At 45.4% G+C, this 17,836-nt stretch carries 14 protein-coding genes; 13 read left to right on the top strand and 1 reads right to left on the bottom strand.

The annotated features are described in order from the left end of the window. The first annotated feature begins 10 nt into the window (after positions 1–10). The 9 genes from HGH47_RS04955 to HGH47_RS04915 all read left to right on the top strand — a co-directional run bounded on the left by HGH47_RS04955 (position 11) and on the right by HGH47_RS04915 (position 11,399). Positions 11–1,489, top strand: a complete 1,479-nt coding sequence (locus HGH47_RS04955; protein ID WP_230974537.1) for a hypothetical protein — start codon at positions 11–13, stop codon at positions 1,487–1,489. Positions 1,490–1,888: 399 nt separating this feature from the next. Further along, the gene (locus HGH47_RS04950) at positions 1,889–2,746 is read left to right on the top strand and encodes a hypothetical protein (RefSeq protein WP_212565822.1); all 858 of its coding nucleotides are present in this window, start codon (positions 1,889–1,891) and stop codon (positions 2,744–2,746) included. A gap of 552 nt (positions 2,747–3,298) precedes the next feature. Then, positions 3,299–4,108: a bifunctional hydroxymethylpyrimidine kinase/phosphomethylpyrimidine kinase gene (gene thiD, locus HGH47_RS04945; protein WP_016522524.1), complete on the top strand. Its 810-nt coding sequence runs from the start codon at positions 3,299–3,301 to the stop codon at positions 4,106–4,108. 180 nt (positions 4,109–4,288) lie between these two features. Next, positions 4,289–5,620 (top strand): thymidine phosphorylase, encoded by a 1,332-nt coding sequence (locus HGH47_RS04940; RefSeq protein WP_212565823.1) that lies wholly within the window; start codon positions 4,289–4,291, stop codon positions 5,618–5,620. 21 nt (positions 5,621–5,641) lie between these two features. Continuing rightward, positions 5,642–7,771 carry a single-stranded-DNA-specific exonuclease RecJ gene (gene recJ, locus HGH47_RS04935; RefSeq protein ID WP_432910757.1) on the top strand — a complete coding sequence of 710 codons (2,130 nt, stop codon included), beginning with the start codon at positions 5,642–5,644 and terminating at the stop codon, positions 7,769–7,771. 104 nt (positions 7,772–7,875) lie between these two features. Then, the gene (locus tag HGH47_RS04930; RefSeq protein WP_212565824.1) at positions 7,876–9,015 is read left to right on the top strand and encodes a FecCD family ABC transporter permease; all 1,140 of its coding nucleotides are present in this window, start codon (positions 7,876–7,878) and stop codon (positions 9,013–9,015) included. Beyond that, entirely contained in the window at positions 9,015–9,794 is a 780-nt protein-coding gene (locus HGH47_RS04925) for an ABC transporter ATP-binding protein (RefSeq protein WP_212565825.1), read from the top strand. The genes HGH47_RS04930 and HGH47_RS04925 overlap by 1 nt, the downstream gene beginning before the upstream one ends. 106 nt (positions 9,795–9,900) lie before the next feature. Next, complete coding sequence (locus HGH47_RS04920; protein WP_212565826.1) at positions 9,901–10,947, top strand: ABC transporter substrate-binding protein; 1,047 nt, start codon at positions 9,901–9,903, stop codon at positions 10,945–10,947. Positions 10,948–10,979: 32 nt separating this feature from the next. After that, positions 10,980–11,399 (top strand): TOBE domain-containing protein, encoded by a 420-nt coding sequence (locus HGH47_RS04915; protein ID WP_212565827.1) that lies wholly within the window; start codon positions 10,980–10,982, stop codon positions 11,397–11,399. A gap of 218 nt (positions 11,400–11,617) precedes the next feature. Here the strand turns inward: HGH47_RS04915 and HGH47_RS04910 are convergent, their stop codons facing one another. Next, the gene (locus HGH47_RS04910; RefSeq protein ID WP_212565828.1) at positions 11,618–12,211 is read right to left on the bottom strand and encodes a hypothetical protein; all 594 of its coding nucleotides are present in this window, start codon (positions 12,209–12,211) and stop codon (positions 11,618–11,620) included. Between the two features lie 169 nt (positions 12,212–12,380). On the opposite strand from HGH47_RS04910, the gene HGH47_RS04905 reads away from it, so the two are divergent. The 4 genes from HGH47_RS04905 (at position 12,381) to HGH47_RS04890 (ending at position 17,790) form a co-directional block, all read left to right on the top strand. Continuing rightward, on the top strand, positions 12,381–12,956 hold the full coding sequence (locus HGH47_RS04905; RefSeq protein ID WP_212565829.1) for a hypothetical protein: 576 nt from the start codon (positions 12,381–12,383) through the stop codon (positions 12,954–12,956). Then, a complete protein-coding gene (locus HGH47_RS04900; protein WP_212565830.1) occupies positions 12,956–13,642 on the top strand; it encodes a response regulator transcription factor in 687 nt (228 codons plus the stop codon). Before HGH47_RS04905 ends, HGH47_RS04900 begins: the two co-directional genes overlap by 1 nt. Continuing rightward, positions 13,629–15,035 carry an ATP-binding protein gene (locus tag HGH47_RS04895; protein WP_432910863.1) on the top strand — a complete coding sequence of 469 codons (1,407 nt, stop codon included), beginning with the start codon at positions 13,629–13,631 and terminating at the stop codon, positions 15,033–15,035. Before HGH47_RS04900 ends, HGH47_RS04895 begins: the two co-directional genes overlap by 14 nt. A gap of 376 nt (positions 15,036–15,411) precedes the next feature. Beyond that, positions 15,412–17,790, top strand: coding sequence for an adenylate/guanylate cyclase domain-containing protein (locus HGH47_RS04890; RefSeq protein WP_230974540.1), 2,379 nt, complete (start codon positions 15,412–15,414; stop codon positions 17,788–17,790). Positions 17,791–17,836: the final 46 nt, after the last annotated feature.

Genomic DNA, 17,836 nt, shown 5'->3' with positions numbered 1-17,836 from the left:
AGGATTTCGAATGAAAAAATCATTGATACCGTTTATCTTATTCGGCTTAGTAATAATTGCTGCGGGTTGTAAAACTGCTCCGGAGGATAAAAAACCCGAACCGACACCCGTAGAAACTGCAAAAGCCTCTGCCTCGGATACACAGGCAGCACAGACTGAAAACAAATCCGAAACAATGCAAAACTCGGCTACTACGGCTATGCTTTCCAATTCAGAAAAGGTCGAACCTAAAAAAAACGAGTCTCAAAAAGCTGAAGCAAAAACGCCTACGTCAACGCAAGTGCCCGCTCAGAAGGTAACACCTCGAAAGACGACAGCTCAATCGGGAAGCGCTGCTAAAAGCAAAACAGCTTCTCAAGTGAAAAATACTCAGACAAAGCCTGCTAAACAGGGTTCGGCGCAGCAGAAACCAGCAAAGTCAAATGTACCCGGTGCATCGGCTGCAAAAAACACTCAACCGAAGTCTTCCAAACAGGGACAAACAGAACAAAAAACATCAAAATCCAAAGCTGTTGGGGAAAAAACACAGAAAAAAGGCACGACTGCAGAGGTAGCCAAAAAAGAAACCGCTAAAACGGCATCTGACAAACAAAACACTGCCGCTAAAGCGGCTCCTGCAAAACAGTCGGAAAACAAAAAAGCCGAAACAAAAGGATCGGCTGCCCATATTGCCGCTGCTCAAATTACGGATATTTTATGGATGATTGAACAGGCTGATGCCTCTTTTGTTTCTAAACAGCACAAAGGCGCCGGAAAAATGTTTGTTACTATGTTCGCAAAATATAAAGGAGACCTTACCGCTCAAGATTTCCATGAAGCGTTTTTTGCGTCCCCTGCTGATATGTGGAGCCTTGACGAGAAAAATGCGAAAGGGCTGTTGGAGATCAATAAAAAAGATAAATTATTGACGCTGAAGCATCTTGCTGCAGGTGAAGGCGAAGGAGCAGCTGCTCTTGGAAAGTGGTTTGCATCGGTTACCCTTGCAGGACAAAAGCCGTTTGAAAAAGAATTAAATGTAACCGGTATCGGCGGACAAGCAGTAACAGGTGCGGCGGGTAAAACAGTAAAGGAGAAATCAAAAAAGACTTCGTTTATTGTCCCCTCTGCAAAAGCGGAGAATGAACAGCAAGCGCTGGCAATGCCGGTTATTCGCTCCGTCTCTCGTGACGCCGATACAATAGAGATTATCTTTTCGGTTAACGATTCTCGGGTTAAAAACGCATACTTCTATTTTGACGTACCGGGAGAAGAATACTATCGCGATTCAGGTTCAATGATCGATGCAACAGGCAAGCCGGTAAACGGATGCCGCTCGTTCTCTACCGATGGGAAAAAATGCCAGTATGTACTCCGCAAAGATGCAACCAATAAAGACTGGTTCGGCAAGGCAACCCAGTGCTTCCTCGTCGTTTCCGATGTAAACCGTGTTGCCTCTCCATGGGAAGAACATCACCGCACTATCAGCGCCGCATCGCGCATCGCAAAATAGCGACTATTGGTAGGGTAAACACATCAGACACTTTTTGAATACCCCGCAGAATAAATAAGCTGTTCAACCAGAATTTCGCCGCTATGCGGCTCAAATGGTCTCACAGCTTATTTATTCTGCGTTCTTACCGATTCTATCTGATGTGTTTACCCTACGGTTTTGAAAAAACTTTCCGTAAGCCTTTTGAAATAGACTGTTAAGCAGTTGTACATCCGTGTACAACTGCTTAACGACGAGATTCGTGCATAACACAAATCTCGCAACGTGCTAATAAAAAGATCATCCAACCACCACTTCAACCTGACATTGCTTCGCAAGGCAGACAAAGTGTGGTGTTAGGTTGATTAACTAAAATATAATGAATGAATTTAAATGTGTGTTGGGGGGGGGGGGGGGCTGATGAAAAAATCCGATTCTGAAAAAATCATACCTTTTATTCTTTCCGTAACGGCATTTCATGTTATCACTTATTTTATTGCCGGAATTATTGCATCGAGCGTTTTTAATTATAAACAATTATTCGCTCTGCCGATAATAGCCGATTATTTTAAACCGACTGAATCACAAACGGTTTATTTAGGGCCTTTAATACAAATTATTCGTGGATTGCTATTCGGTCTGGTATTATTACCTTTTCGTCAATTTCTAAAAGCCGATAAAAACGGTTGGCTCTTGCTTTGGTCGGTTTTTCTGGTGTTTGGAATTATTAATACTCCCGCTGCTTCACCTGCATCAATCGAAGGAATAATCTATACAAAACTTCCGCTATGGTTTCATTTAATTGGTATGCCGGAAATTGTTCTTCAAACATTGGTATTCAGTCTGCTGGTACATAGAAAATTATGTCCGGAAAACTATCGAGTACCCAAATATCTAACTGCCGTTATTGACTCCTTTGCAGCAACATGTATCTCTTTTTTCGGCTATACTATTATTTCGATACTATTTGCCTTTGCAGCAAAAGCGGACATCGATCAAACCGAAGTAAATATCAAGGTATTAGGACAATTTATTGCGCCGTTGGTGGCAACCTTTATTTGTGCAATGACAGGAACCGGTAAAATTATTTTAAAACATTTCGTTTTATATGCGGTATCCGCCTTATCGATTTTGATCTACGGAAAAACAATTTTAGCTTCGGCTGAATTACTATATGCTCTATCGGCGCCGATATTGCCGGTAATAATCTCATTTTTATTAATGAATCGAAAAAAGAAAAACAGTGATGTTTTGAAAAAGCAACCCAACACCGACTAACTTGTCAACAGAGCAATCCTCATTGTAAGTTCAACGGGGCAGCGAAAAACATCCTTGTTCGTTCCGATACGTTGAGTATTTGCAGAAGCGGCATATACTGTAAAACCTTTCCGTAAGCCTTTTGAAATAGACTGTTAAGCGGTTGTACATCCGTGTACAACTGCTTAACGACGAGATTTGTGCATAACACAAATCTCGCTCCTGTATAAAACCACTGCCATCCTTGGCAGTTTTGATACGTTGAGGATTAATTTTTTCGCAGCAACGACATATCGTAAAACCTTTCTGGACACTCCTAGCATCTACACCGCCTCTTTGCAAAAGGCTATTTTTAAAAGCTGGGAGTTGCGCTTTGGGATAATGCGGTTGGTGCGGTGGGAGTGCGGTACATCGGATCGGCATAATGTGGTATTTATTATTATAGGCTAACAGGCAGTAAAAAGCAACTCTGTGCTCTGAGCCCAGAATCCCAGCCTCGCAACGATCTTGACTTAACGGGTAAATGTGATATAGTTCTCACTCGTAGATATTTTCATAATTGAGGAGTATAAAATGGTAAAATTAGCGACGATTGCCGGTTCCGACGCATCAGGAGGAGCAGGGCTTGAGGCAGATTTAAAAACATTTCAGGAGTACGGTGGATATGGTATGGCAGCGATTACTTTGGTTGCTACCATGAATCCCCACAAAGATTGGAGCCATGAAGTGTTCCCGATCGGCGAAGATTCGTTGCGTGCACAGCTCGAAACCATTTTTACCGGCGTCGGCGTTGATGCGGCAAAAACGGGAATGTTGGCAACCCCTTATGCAATCGAACTGGCTGCCGAGTATCTCGGTAAATATAAGGTAGAAAACTACGTTCTTGATCCGGTGATGATCTGTAAAGGCGGAAATTTGCCGCTTAATCCCGAAATCAATGAGTTGTTGATTAAAAAACTGTTGCCGCTTGCAAAGATTATTACGCCGAATGTGTTTGAGGCCGGTCAGATTGCCCATGTTGATACGCCTTCAACGTTAGAAGAAATTAAAGATGCCGCAAAACGGATTTATGATATGGGAGCACCGTATGTGTTCATCAAAGGCGGCTCAAAATTGAAAGATGCGGAGACCTCCATCGATGTTTTCTACGATGGTAAGGATTTCCAATATCTCGAAGCTGAGCTGATTAAAACCGAATGGACTCACGGGTGCGGTTGTACCGTTGCCGCTGCAATTACTGCGGGTTTAGGCTTCGGGCTTGAACCCTATGAAGCCGCTCTTCGCGCAAAGAAATTTATTACGTTAAGTTTACGGAACGGTTTTGCCCTCAATAAATGGGTTGGCCCGGGCAATCCCGCCGCGTGGCGAAAAGCATTCAATTAAAAATCGTCGGGCATCTCTATTTCAAAGGATGCGAAGCAAATCTAACCGAGTTTTTAGAGATGCCCTAAAGATACACGGAGCGATTCCGAAAGTAACCTCCTTTTGGAAAAGCCCTGTGCTGTATAGCGAATATTCCGGTGTTTATCGATTCCGGTACCTTTTTATGTAAGGAAGAAAAACATGCGTGCAGTTGATATCATTATGAAAAAGCGCGGGTTTAGAGAAACCGGCGCAGGAACGCTCTCTCGGGAAGAAATTGCCTTTTTAGTGAATGGATATGTGGCCGGAGAGATTCCCGACTATCAAATGGCCGCATGGCTGATGGCGGTTTACTTTAACGGTATGACATTTGATGAAACCGCCGTTCTTACCGATGTAATGCTGCATTCCGGGGCAGTCATGGACTTGTCGGGGATTGAAGGCCCCTTTGTCGATAAACACTCCACCGGCGGTGTCGGAGATAAGCTTTCTCTGCCGCTTGCACCTATCGTAGCTGCCTGCGGGGTGAAGGTTCCGATGATGAGCGGTCGCGCACTCGGGCACACCGGTGGTACGCTCGATAAACTTGAATCGATTACCGGATATAAGACCGGCCTTTCCGTTGAACAATTCCGAAATTATATTAAAAAAACCGGTTTTGCAATGACGGGGCAGACAAAAGAGATTGTCCCTGCCGACCGGCTGATTTATGCCTTACGCGATGTTACCGCAACCGTCGAATCGGTGCCGCTCATTACGGCGAGTATTCTCTCCAAGAAGGTTGCCGAAGGCGCCGAAGCGCTGGTATTCGATGTCAAATGCGGAAGCGGCGCCTTTATGAAAACGCTGCCCGAAGCTGAAGCGCTCGCAAAGAGCCTTGTCGGTACCGGCACCGCGATGGGTAAAAAAGTTATCGCGATGATAACCAATATGTATGAACCCTTAGGAAATGCAGTCGGTAACTTCTTGGAAATGGAAGAAACCTACAATGTTCTGAAAGGCACAGGACCGCAGGATGTAACCGACTTAACCTTACAACTTGCAAGTTGGATGCTCATACTTGGCGGTAAAGCCGGAACCAAGGAAGAAGGAATTCAAAAAGCGCAAGAGGCGCTTCGCAGCGGCAAAGCGCTTGAGCTGTTTTTAGAAAACATTACGTTGCAAGGCGGCAATGCGCAGCAGTTTGTTGCCGAATGCGGCAAGCGTCGCAGCCCGCACGCTTGCCGCATTAGGGCGGAGCAAGACGGCTTTATCGTGGATATCGATGCGTTCAAAATCGGTATTGCCGGAGTCAATCTTGGGGTCGGCCGTAATAAAACCACCGATGCGGTGTGTCCTGATGCCGGTATGATTCTGCATAAGCACGCAGGCGATGCCGTAAAAAAAGGCGACCTCATCATGGACGTGTACGGTAAGGATGCGGAGTGCCTTCCGGCTGCTTCCGATATGATCAAAACAGCGATACGGTATGCAGCGGAGAAGCCGCAAATGCGTCCGCTGGTATTTAAAGAAATTTCTGCGGCCGACTTATAGCCGCGCAGCCGGTACCATACAGTGAATTGGGAAAAAAAAGATATAGACCCGAGTGTTGTCCGCTCCATGGCGCAGCAATACGGCTGCACTCCGCTTGTTGCATCGATTTTGCTGCGGCGCGGCATTGCCGAAGGGAGCGAGGCGTTTTTTCACCTTGAAAACGATCTGCGCTATGTGCATAATCCCTTTCTTTTTGTAAATATGGAGGATGCCGTTGACCGGATCCTCGATGCAAAGGAAGAAGGTGAGCGGGTACTTATTTTTGGAGACCGCGATGTGGACGGGATCACCGCCGTTACCGTGCTCTACGAAGCGCTTACCGATTTAGGCATCCCGACGACATGGCGTATTCCCACCGGCGACGAACCGTACGGACTTTCCTGCGACGCAGTGGATGCGCATGAAACCGACGGCGGTACCCTCATCATTACCGTAGACTGCGGTATTTCCAATATTCAAGAAGTCGCCTACGCTGCGGAGAAAGGAATTGATGTTATCGTCATCGATCATCACACCCCGCAGGATACGCTTCCCGATGCCGCAGTAATCATTAACTGTAAGGTGCCGGACTCAGGGTATCCCAACGAACATCTTTCCGGATGCGCTACGGCGTGGAAGGTTGTTACTGCCCTGCGCTTCGGACTTCTCGACATTTATAAACAGCAGATTTGCCTGTTAAATGTCCGCCCCGTCAACGATGCATTCGCAGTGGAAGCTATCCATACGGTCAATTTAGTTGAAACGGCTCGAATCACCGAAACGATTATCCCCGGTATGGTTCCGTTTTCAGATACTCGGCTCGGCAGATTTTTGCAGGGGCAGCAGATTTTTGTCTGGGATAAAGAGTTGCAGCTCAAGCAGCTGGAAAAAGTGTTCGGTAAGTCGGTTGAGTTTTATGTGAGTGATTTTAGACTTGAATGCGCAAAGATTGCGCCTCAGCTTGCCGAGTTAAGCCTTTTGCGGTTAAAGAATTTATCGCGGATTGGCAAGTACAACGACACGCCGATGTCCGAACTCGACGGCTTTTTCAATATCTTTATTACGCTTGTTCAACAAGCGCATAATATGTACGGTGAAAAAGAAAAGCGTGAATTACAGCTCGTTGCGCTTTCGCTGCTTGCAGACTTGATGCAGCTGACCGGAGAAAACCGGATATTGGTAAAGCAAGGCTTAGCAGCTATCAATGCCGCGCCGCGTGCCGGTCTTTCCGAATTGATGATAAAACAGGGGCTTATCGGTAAGCACATCGGAACCAACGATATTGCGTGGAATATTACGCCCGTTATCAATGCAACCGGACGGATGGGTAAACCGGAAACGGCGATCCGGCTCTTCCTTGAGCAAAACGCAGCGGTACGCAATGAACTTGCAGATGCAGTTATTGCAATGAACGAGGAGCGGAAAGAACTCGGAAAGACCGGCTGGGCAATTGCCGAACCGATTGCGCGGGAAAGTCTTGCAAAATACCGCGAAAAGCTTACCGTTGTCGTAAGCGATAAAATCCACCGCGGCATTACCGGTATTCTTTCAAATAGGCTTGCGGATAAGTTTAACGTGCCGAGTATGGTTATCTGTCTTATGGAAGACGGAACCGCAGTCGGTTCGCTTCGTTCCGCCCGCGGCTATCGGGTGCTTTCTTTGCCGGAAGCATATCCCGATTTTTTCCTCGACTATGGCGGACATTCATTTGCGGCAGGATTCAGCTTAATGCAGGAAAAACTTGCGCCGTTTTTAAAGAAAGTTCAGGAATTTACCGCGGCTATCGAATTTGACGAAAACTCCGAAAATCCTCCGCTTTCCATCGATGCGGAACTCCCTCATGATTATTTAACGCCTGATCTTTTAACCGTGCTCGACACCTTTGAACCCTACGGCGAAGGGTTTCCGGCGCTGCAATTTGCCGCTAAAGGAATCAAACTAACCGCCGCCTCAATTATGGGGAAAACCCAACCGCAGCATTTGCGTCTTACGTTCGATTGCGGAACATATAAATGGACAGCGGTGTATTGGCAGGCAGCGGATAAATTGAATGTTGAATTTAAGATCGGCGACAATATCGATGCCGTATTCACACTAAGCCGGAATACCTTTAACGGCAATACGGTACCTCAAATGGTTATTCAGGATATGCGGAAGACGCAGGGCGCGTAAATAGGTATTACTCTTGTTTCGCATCATTAGGATAAAGATACCCAATACGGCTTAAATAATGCTGCTTGAAAACTTTTGTCGTGAGGCAAACGAAAGGAGAGAATATGGACAGCCAAAACCGGACGGAGACTGTACATCTTGATATCGGCTCGCGTATTCCCGAAAAAGCCGGGAGCGTGAGCCATACGGAAGACGAACGTTTCCTCCGCGAATACAAACAATCCAAGCGAAAAGGGCTGATTGCCTTTATTGCGGTGATTGCGCTGTTGACTTTGGTGTTCATTGCTTCGTTTTGTATCGGACGGTACTCGATTAGTCCTGCACGAGTGTTACAAAGTATCGGGGACGGGATCAAAAACGGCGCCGGTGAATTTTCAAAATGGGGAACGGCGGAGGATACGGTTGTTTGGCTGGTGCGGATGCCGCGTATCTGTGCGGCTATTCTGGTGGGGGCTGCTCTGGCGGCGGCCGGCGCGACGTATCAAGGTCTGTTTCGTAACCCGATGGTTTCTCCGGATATTCTGGGAGCCTCGGCCGGCGCGAGTGTCGGCGCGTGTTTTATGATGCTGATGAATCAAAGTTCTGCTATGATTCAAGCGGGAGCTTTCGCAACGGGCATTATAGCGGTTACGCTGTCCTATTTTCTCAGCAAGGCTATAGGCCGAGGCAGTAATATGATCCTGCTTTTGGTGCTGTGCGGTATGACCGTCAACACCCTGTTTCAAGCAGTGGTATCCATCATCAAATACCTTGCCGATACGGAATCTCAACTGCCGGAGATGACCTACTGGCTTATGGGCAGCATCGCTAAAGTGAGCTATCGCGATTTACTGTTTTTTATTATTCCGTTTGCCGTCGGGATTGTACCGATCGTTACACTGAGATGGAAGCTGAATGTTTTATCCTTTGGAGAGGATGAAGCAAAAGCGATGGGCGTTAATGTAGGCGCCGTGCGCGTGGTTTGCATTATCTGCGCGACCTTACTCACGGCGGCGGTTGTTTCCGTTGCAGGTACAATCGGCTGGGTGGGGCTGATGATTCCTCATCTGGTACGTTTTTTGGTGGGGCCGAACAATAAAACATTGATTCCCCTGTCATTGCTGACCGGCGGACTTTTCATGCTGATTATCGATAATTTTTGCAGGTCGCTTATGGCCTATGAGATTCCGCTCGGTGTGCTGACGTCGCTTTTAGGGGCGCCGTTCTTTATCTTTATTCTCTATAAAAGAAGAGGAGCTGCATAATGGAATTGACGCTCAAACATGTTACCTGCGGTTACGGGACAACGCCGATTCTGAAAGATGTATCGCTGACCCTTCGGCAAGGAGAAATTGTGTGCATTCTCGGCCCGAACGGAATTGGAAAGACTACGGTTTTTCGTTCGGTATTGGGATTTTTAAAATTGCTGGATGGAGAAGTGTTGCTGGATGGGGTTCCCAGAGACCGAATACGCGCAAGAGACTTTGCCAAATGCGTGGGGTATGTTCCGCAAAGCCATGAGCCTCCCTTTCCCTACTCCGTGCCGGATGTTGTGGTTATGGGGCGTGCCGCGCACCTGCGTCCCTTCGAGGCTCCGGGATTTGAAGAATACCGCATCGCCGATCAGGTTCTGAACATGCTGGAGATTTCCTACCTGCGGGAAAAAACGTATACCCAGATTTCCGGCGGCGAGCGGCAGATGGTTCTCATTGCCCGTGCATTGGCGCAAAACTCCAGTCTATTGGTTATGGATGAGCCTACTGCCAATCTGGACTTCGGCAATCAGATTCATGTATTGCAGAGTATTAAAAAGCTCACCGCCTCCGGCTTAGGAGTTTTGATGACAACTCACAATCCTGATCATGCCTTTTTGTGCTGCCATAGGGTTATTTTGCTGACAAAAGACAAGCAGGTGCTGGAAGGAACCGTTGACGAAATCGTTACTGAAGAAAACCTGCGCAAAGCTTATGGCGTAGAGGTTCGGATCACCACAACAGTTACGGAGGCCGGAGAAAAGATTCGAAGCTGCGTTCCGCTGTTATGAACCGGACTGTTTTTCAGTCTGATTTATATAGAAGAAAACCTTGACTGTTGTTAGAGGTTTTCTGTAGATTCAGTTTACCTGTATCAGGGAATTATTGAGGAGGAAAATGATGAAAAAGATGCTCGCATTGCTGTTATCCGTGATGATGGCATTGATGCTGTTTACGGCGTGTACCGCTAAAAAAGAGACTCCTGCCACTCGTACTGTTGTGGATATGTCCGGAACTGAGGTTACGATCCCCGCTCAGGTCAACACGTATGTAGAGAGCTGGTTCGCCCACAACGCTGTTGATCTGATGCTGAATAAGGCTGAGGGTATGCTGGTTACCTGTGTCAACAAGAATTCGCAGCCGTGGATGTATATCGTATGTCCGAATTTCTACAAGGCTGTTTCGACTAACTTCTCCGCAGATATGAATCTGGAAGAGATTATAGCTGCCAAGCCCGATGTAGTGTTCGGTTCCAACGAAAAATACCGTGAGATGTTCACCGCGGTCGGCATTCCCTTTATCAACTGTTCGTTCAAAACATATAACGAGATGATACGATCCGTACAGCTTACCGCCGAAGTTTTCGGAGGAGAAGCTGTTGATATTGCTAACCGTTATACGGCTTATCTTAAAGAGCGGCTGGACTGGGTTGCAAAACGCGTAGGAGATATCCCCGAAGAAAACCGCACAACGGTAGCGCACGGCAATTCTATCTATGAGCTGAATTTCGACGGCGCCAACACCATCATCGATGAGTGGATCAAATATGCCGGCGGTATCAACGCAGCTGCCGAAGGGATGACAGGTAATCTGCAAACCATTTCTATGGAGCAGGTGCTGCAGTGGGATCCCGATGTTCTGATTACCGGAAAACCCAAGAAACAGGTGGAGCAGGTTATGTCCGATCCTGCATGGGCAAATCTTAAAGCGGTGAAGAACGGACGGGTGTATTCCAATCCCAAGGGAGTTTTCGCATGGGATCGTTATGGCGTGGAGTCTGCACTGCAGCCCCAGTGGTGTGCAAAGCTGCTGTATCCGGAGTTGTTTGAAGATTTTGACATTGCGCAGGAACTGAAAAACTTCTATCACACGTTCTTCTACTATGAACTCAGCGATCAGCAGGCGCAGATGATTTTGAATTATGAAACGCCTAAATTAGACTAATTTTCGATCATTCGATAATTTGGAGGTTCTAAATGAAACTAAGCGCAAGAAATCAGTTCCCCGGTACCGTAACTAAGGTGGCCGAGGGAGCCGTCAACGGCATTGTTACGATTGATGTCAACGGAACGCCCGTGTCCGCAACGATCTCTATGAATGCCATACGGGAGCTGGGATTGGCACCGGGCAAAAAGGCCTACGCTGTCATCAAAGCCACGGAGGTTATGGTCGGCCGTGGTGAACATCTGCCCCTGAGCGCCCGCAACCAATTTCCCGGCAAGGTACTGGGAGTAGAAAAGGGTGCCGTCAATTCCATCGTACGCATCAGTGCGCTGGGCAGTTGTACCATCTCCGCCACCATTTCCAACAACGCTGTAGAGGAACTCGGCTTGAAAGAGGGCGAGGCTGCTCTGGCTGTTATCAAAGCTACTTCCGTGATGGTTGGTATTGACTGATTTTCAGGAGCTGGGCAAGTGTATCAGACCAATCAACAACCCCGACGCGAGCGTCGGGGTATTAAAGCCTCCGCACGAATAAAGAGAAATCGCAGAAAAAGTGGGGGTGTGAGACCATTTGAACCGCAAAGAGGTTCAATTCCGGTTGAACAGCTCCACTTTTTCTGCGGGAATAGTAAACAAGCATCTGATGCGTTTACCCTGCGTTTTGATACAGCTTAGCGACCCTGCCGAGACAAGGTAAGGTTTGCCAGCTCTTTGGGTAAGTCGCTGCCGGTCAGTGTGAGCGTATTATCGTCATTGCGGGTGTACTGGAGCTTCCACACTGCGTTCATGCTTTCACGGATTTCCTTTTTAGAGCCGTTTGTCCATGTTTCGGTTTCTTTACTTCTTACGGTAAAGGTAACTTCGGTATCGGTAGCAGTCCAGAAACCTTCCCACTCCGTCGATGAAGTAAAGCCTTGCAGCCATTCGATTTCCATGCTGCCGTCGCGGTCAAACTCGACCTTGACTGCCTTATTTTCATCGCGGGCAATCCATTTACCCATAACCGAATTTCCCGTTTGTGCAGCGGCATCGTTCATCATCGGGCGCCGGTTGAACTCTCCGCTTTTGCCGTCAGGTTGCATTTGGCGTTCGTTAAACTCGCCGCCTTTACCGTTATGCGGCATCGGACGTTCCGCGGCTCCGGCATCATTATGATGTTTCCAATCTTTTGAATTCGACTGATGCGGTTTTGCAAAAACGGCTCCCACCGCTAATACCGCAACGATACCGAATGCCGCAGCCTTTTTCACCATTTGTTTGTTCATTTGTATACTCCTAAAAAAACAAAGTACGGTTGTTTAAGTTTTCACACCGTCTGTGCACGACTATACCGTATTGGGCTTGCCGTATCATGAAGCCTGCATTGGAAAAAGATTAAAATATTTTAATCGGGAATTTTGACACAAAACGGAAAGAATACGGTATGATACGGTTATGACTACCCGTAAGACATTGAGTGTCTCTATCATATCGGTATGTATCTTTCTTATTATGCACAGTGCACTTTTTGCAGATAAACCGAAGGACGCTAAACATGCATTTTCGTACCGCGGTATGCGGATGGCAAATGCCGACGGCCTTTTTTATGTTACAAAAATAGAAACCGAAATCGAGCAAGCCGGCATTATCGAAATAGAGATTAAATTCAATATGCCTGCCGATCCGCGTACACTCCAAAAAAAACATATCAGCATAAACGGTCAGTTTTTACCTGCCGATGCGCTAATTGCTTTTAACAAAGCAGGTGATAAAATAAAAATATTGATTCGGGACTCTTTTTTATCTGCGGGAAAAGATACGCCAAATCGTCCGTTTCATCTTGATTTACCGGAAGCGAAAAGCTTTAATCATATTCCGCTCTATCTTTCACACTTTGATGATATGGAATGCAACAAAGAATATAAATTTAGATTTTTAAATATTCCGCCGCAGAAACCTCCTAAGGAAATGCACGAAGAAATGCATAATCATCACCATTATGAATATGTTCGTTTTGAGGAAAAAGATTGATGGCACGGGTATTAATCGTTGAAGATGATTCGGGCATTGCCGAATTCTTACAGCTTGAACTTGAGCATGAAGGATATGATATTCTCTACGCTGCAGACGGCAGAACCGCTTTGGATATTTTTGAAAAGAATGAGCCGGATCTTGTGCTGCTCGACATTATGCTTCCCCAGCTGAACGGACTTGAAGTGTTGCGGCGAATCAGAAAAACGTCGAATACGCCGGTTATTATGCTCACCGCGCGGGGGGATACATTCGATAAGGTGAGCGGTCTTGATTCCGGGGCGGATGACTATCTTGCAAAACCGTTTGAGATTGAAGAGCTGCTTGCGCGGATGAGGGCTGTGATGCGCCGGAATAATGCACAGGGAATAACGCCGTTAAAACTGCGCGGTATCGAACTTAATCCGAACAGTATGGAAGTAACGGTAAACAAAGAACGGGTTATGTTGTCGAAAACCGAATACCTTTTGTTGAAGACATTGCTTGAACACAAGAACACCGTTTTAAGCCGCGATACCATCATCAATACGGTATGGGGTGCAGATCATTACATCGATGAAAATTCGGTCGATGTGTATGTGCGATATTTGCGTGCAAAAATCGATGACAAAACCGGTGAGGAATACATCTCTACGGTACGCGGCGTCGGCTATGTTATACGGGACACCGGCAATGCAAGCATCTGATTCACCGGTACGGCAGCTCCGCATATCGACGGTACGGCAGCTTTCACTGCGCTTCTCTCTTTTGTTTGCCGTGATGATTGCCCTTTTTTCCGCCGGTATTATTGTGCTGCTTCGTTCCGGCGTTAGGCAGCAGCAAAACCGCGAACTTATTTCCGCCGCTCGAATTATTGCCGAAGCACTGAAGAACGGCCGCGTACAAGAAATTGATGCGGAGCTTCCGTATTATATTACGTTTTCCGTGTATCAGAGCGGCACGCAGGAAGTGATTGCAACGAACGACCCTTTTTTACCGATGCTGCCGGTAACACCCCGCCGTGCAGAACGGTATACGGCAAAGCAATACTTTATCGACGGCGATTTAAATATTCTCTACTATGCAGTATCCGTTCATGCGGGGGAGGCTTACGTTATACAGACGGCGTTGAATATGGATTCCGATACGGCGGAGTCCATTATTTCCGGCATACCGAGCATTCTCGCCGTGGTTACCGTCCCGTTGCTGCTGCTTTCGTACATCGCGGTGTTTTTTATGACAAAACGTACAATGCGAAGCGTTCGTGCTATGACCGATGCGGCAAAGAACATCAGCGGCTCCAATTTAACCGACCGGCTTCCCGTTACGGATAAGGACGACGACTTTGATGTCCTTGCAAAAACATTGAACGATTTGCTTTCTCGCCTGCAAACCGATTTTGAACGGGAGCGCCGGTTTACAGCTGATGTGTCGCACGAGTTAAAAACACCGCTTGCCGTAATTCTCGGTCATGCCAATCTGCTGCGTCGTTGGGGAAAGCACGATCCCGACCGTTTGGAAAAATCGCTTTCGGCACTGATCCGCGAAGCACATTCGATGGAAGCTATTATCGAAAATTTGCTGCAAATGACCCGGCTTGAAAACGGGCATATACGGATTCATAAAACGCCTGTTCCCGTTGCCGAATTTTTTACGCGGCTTATCGACAGTACACAAAGCTACGCACCGAATGTGAGCTTTACCGAAAGTATTGGGGTGCCAACCGTGTATACGGATGAAGCGCTGCTCCATCAAGTATGCACTATTATAATTTCCAACAGCGTAAAATTTGCCGGAGAATATACTCATATCGAACTTTCGGTACAGCCGCTTTTAGAAGCAGAGCGCCTTCCTGATGCGCCTGCATCGGAAGGCGCATATATTATTTCGATTTCGGATAACGGTCCGGGAATTGCGCAAGATATACTGCTACATATATTTGAGCGCTTTTACCGCGGAGATGCCGCACATACGAGAGGTGCAGGCGGTGCGGGACTTGGATTGTCGATAGCGGCAAGCATTGTGCATGCGCTCGGCGGTTCAATCAGTGCCGTAAATACTCAAGACACAGGCGCCTGTATAATGCTGCAGCTGCCGTGATTCCTAATTAAGGCAACCGTACCAGAAATAATTTAAGCGGTTGCCTTCCTTTTGTGTGAAATTTTATTCAAAATTTCGCACATTTTTTTAGCAGATGAAACAGGTAAACATATTAGGCAAAGTAGAGCAAAAGCGCAAAATAATTGGGGCTGTGAGACCATTTGAACAGCGAAGTGGTTCAACTCTGGTCGAACAGTCCTAATTATTTTGCGGGGCTGTTAAAAAAATCGCCTAATGCGTTTATCATGGCACGCAGGACGTTCACTTGACAAAAAATACCGAGAATATACACTATAGGTAATCATTAATATATCGGCAGGTCGTTGAAAGACGTTCCTTCAGGTTATAAGCTATTCTAAAAATATAGGACATTGTGATGAGCGAAATCGAAGATGAAAAGTTAGAAACAGTACATACACAGACAGCAAAATTCCCTTATATGCTGCAAATTGTTTCCCTTGTTATTTTGGCTGCATTGATGTTTATGCCGTTCGGCATGGATAAAATGGATCTGCTCAATTATGAGCAAACTCCGCAGCTCTTGTACCCGTTTACGGTTCTATTCTCAGGGTTAGTTCAAAGGAATTTACATTTTTTTTATATAAGCTGTTTCTCCTTTTTTTTATTGCCCGTAGCATTTCTCATTATTTTAACTTCTATCTTTAATAAAAAAATAACACAGAATATCGTTATTATTTCTGCTTTTGTTGCAGTAACATTTTATCTTGCAGCTGCTATTTCGGGGATGATGACATTTGCCAACACTATACGCTGGTTTCAGGGGTTAAGTATTTTAGTATACGCTGCTTTTTTTACTGCTTTTATTTTTCATGTCTTTTTAATCAGTCGCGGGATTCCTTTGATAAAAGCAAATAATGAGGCGTACTCTGAATACAAGCAGCTGATTTTGGAAGATGAAAAAACGGATAAACTGAATAAACCACAGGTAAGCACTAAATCGGGAACAATAGTAGCCGAACAACCGGAAGGGAAAAGATTCAATATAAATATAAAAGAACAAATCCAAAACTTGATCGGGCGAGTAAAAGATCCTGACAAGAAAACGCATCTAAAAAATAAAATTGCAGCGGTGATTCTTGTTACAATTATTGTTAATATTTCTGTCTTTATTTATACGGATTTAAAGAACTACAAATTGCTTTTAACGCAAAATGTCAATACAACCGGTAAGAATCAAGCCGAACAGGTTGCGGCCATTTATGATTTTTCAGATGGGCTTCATGCAAAAATAAGCGCCTTTCTTGAAGGCATAAAAAAGACAAATGCATCTTCTCCATTTCCGCATCGCCGTGTAGATATTATTACAACAGACAGTAACGAGCCGGTGTTTCTTGATAAGATTAATGACACTACAGTACTTCCCGATTTCAATGTATTCTCGTATACAACGGAGCAGGGGGCGGTGCGTAATATACCGGCAGAAGAAAAACGCATTACTGCGGAAGAAGCTGCTCTTTACATACAACATTTTCAAAATACACTCACTCGAAGTCAGCCTATTTATAAACCGGAAAAGGGTTCCTGCATATATATATATCCTATAACCTTTTCGCGCAAAGACGGTCAAAGGCTGGTTGGTTTCGCCGTTGTAACATATATGAAAGAAATACTGGAGCGTCCGTATTTTCAAGCAAAAGTATTTATCTTTGCACTTGCAGCAGTTTTTGCATACGCTGCAATTATCATTACGCTTTTCCTTGCCGATTTTATTGCCGAGCCTATTATTCAGCTTTGCGTAAATATTAGAAAGACGACCAATATATTAAACGAAATATTTTCGGGTAATGCAAAGATTGAGGCAAACAGACTTGTATTTGAAGATAATCTGAAAACACGCGATGAAATAAAAACACTTTCGAAGGAAATAAAAAATATTATTACGCTTGTGCGTGGTATGCTTCCATATATTTCGTTCCATACCCTTCGAAATGCAGAAAAAGATGTCGGTTCAAAAAGTATCTCGCGGAATCTTTGTTTCCTTTTTACCGATATTAGAGGCTTTACGAAACTTTGTGAAAAATTGCCGGCAAGAGAGGTTATATCGATGTTAAATCGCTATCTTAACATCGAAACTAAAATTATTTTTGATAACGGTGGTGATGTTGATAAGTATGTCGGGGACGAAATGATGGCTTTTTTTGCAGGTCCAAGAAAAGAGATAAATGCTTGTAAGGCAGCGATGGAAATACGGGAAGCGCTTTATCGTGAACACCAAGCAGCTATGAAAGTAGGAAGAGAAACAATTTCACTCGGTATCGGTATAAATACGGGTTATGTTATATTCGGCCCTGTCGGTTCCGAAACAAGAAAAGATTTCACTTCCATTGGCGATACGGTTAATTTGGCAGCACGGCTTGAAGGTGCAAATAAACAATATGGATCAAAGACTATTATTTCTGAAGCCGTCTACAACAATTTGAACAATGCATTTATTTGCCGTGAACTTGATTATATAACAGTAAAAGGGAAAACAGAAGTTGTGCGTATTTTTGAAGTTTTGCAAGAAACCAAAAAAAATACCAGCGATAAAATTTATGATTTAAAAAAGCTTTTTGAAACAGGACTTGACTATTATCGACAACGCAAATGGAAGACCGCAGAAAAGTATTTTATGGAATGTGTAGAAAAATATAACGATCAACCTGCAAAAGTTTTCTTAGACAGAATAGCTCATTATCGCAGTTCTCCACCTCCGGCAGACTGGAAGGGTGTCTTTGCTATGCGGATGAAATAAATGGCAGGAAAGCTTTTATACACTGCATTTTTTAGAGTTTCTCTGC

Source organism: Treponema sp. OMZ 805 (assembly GCF_050937395.1).
GTDB lineage: Bacteria > Spirochaetota > Spirochaetia > Treponematales > Treponemataceae > Treponema.
This window is presented reverse-complemented; position numbering and strand designations above follow the sequence as displayed.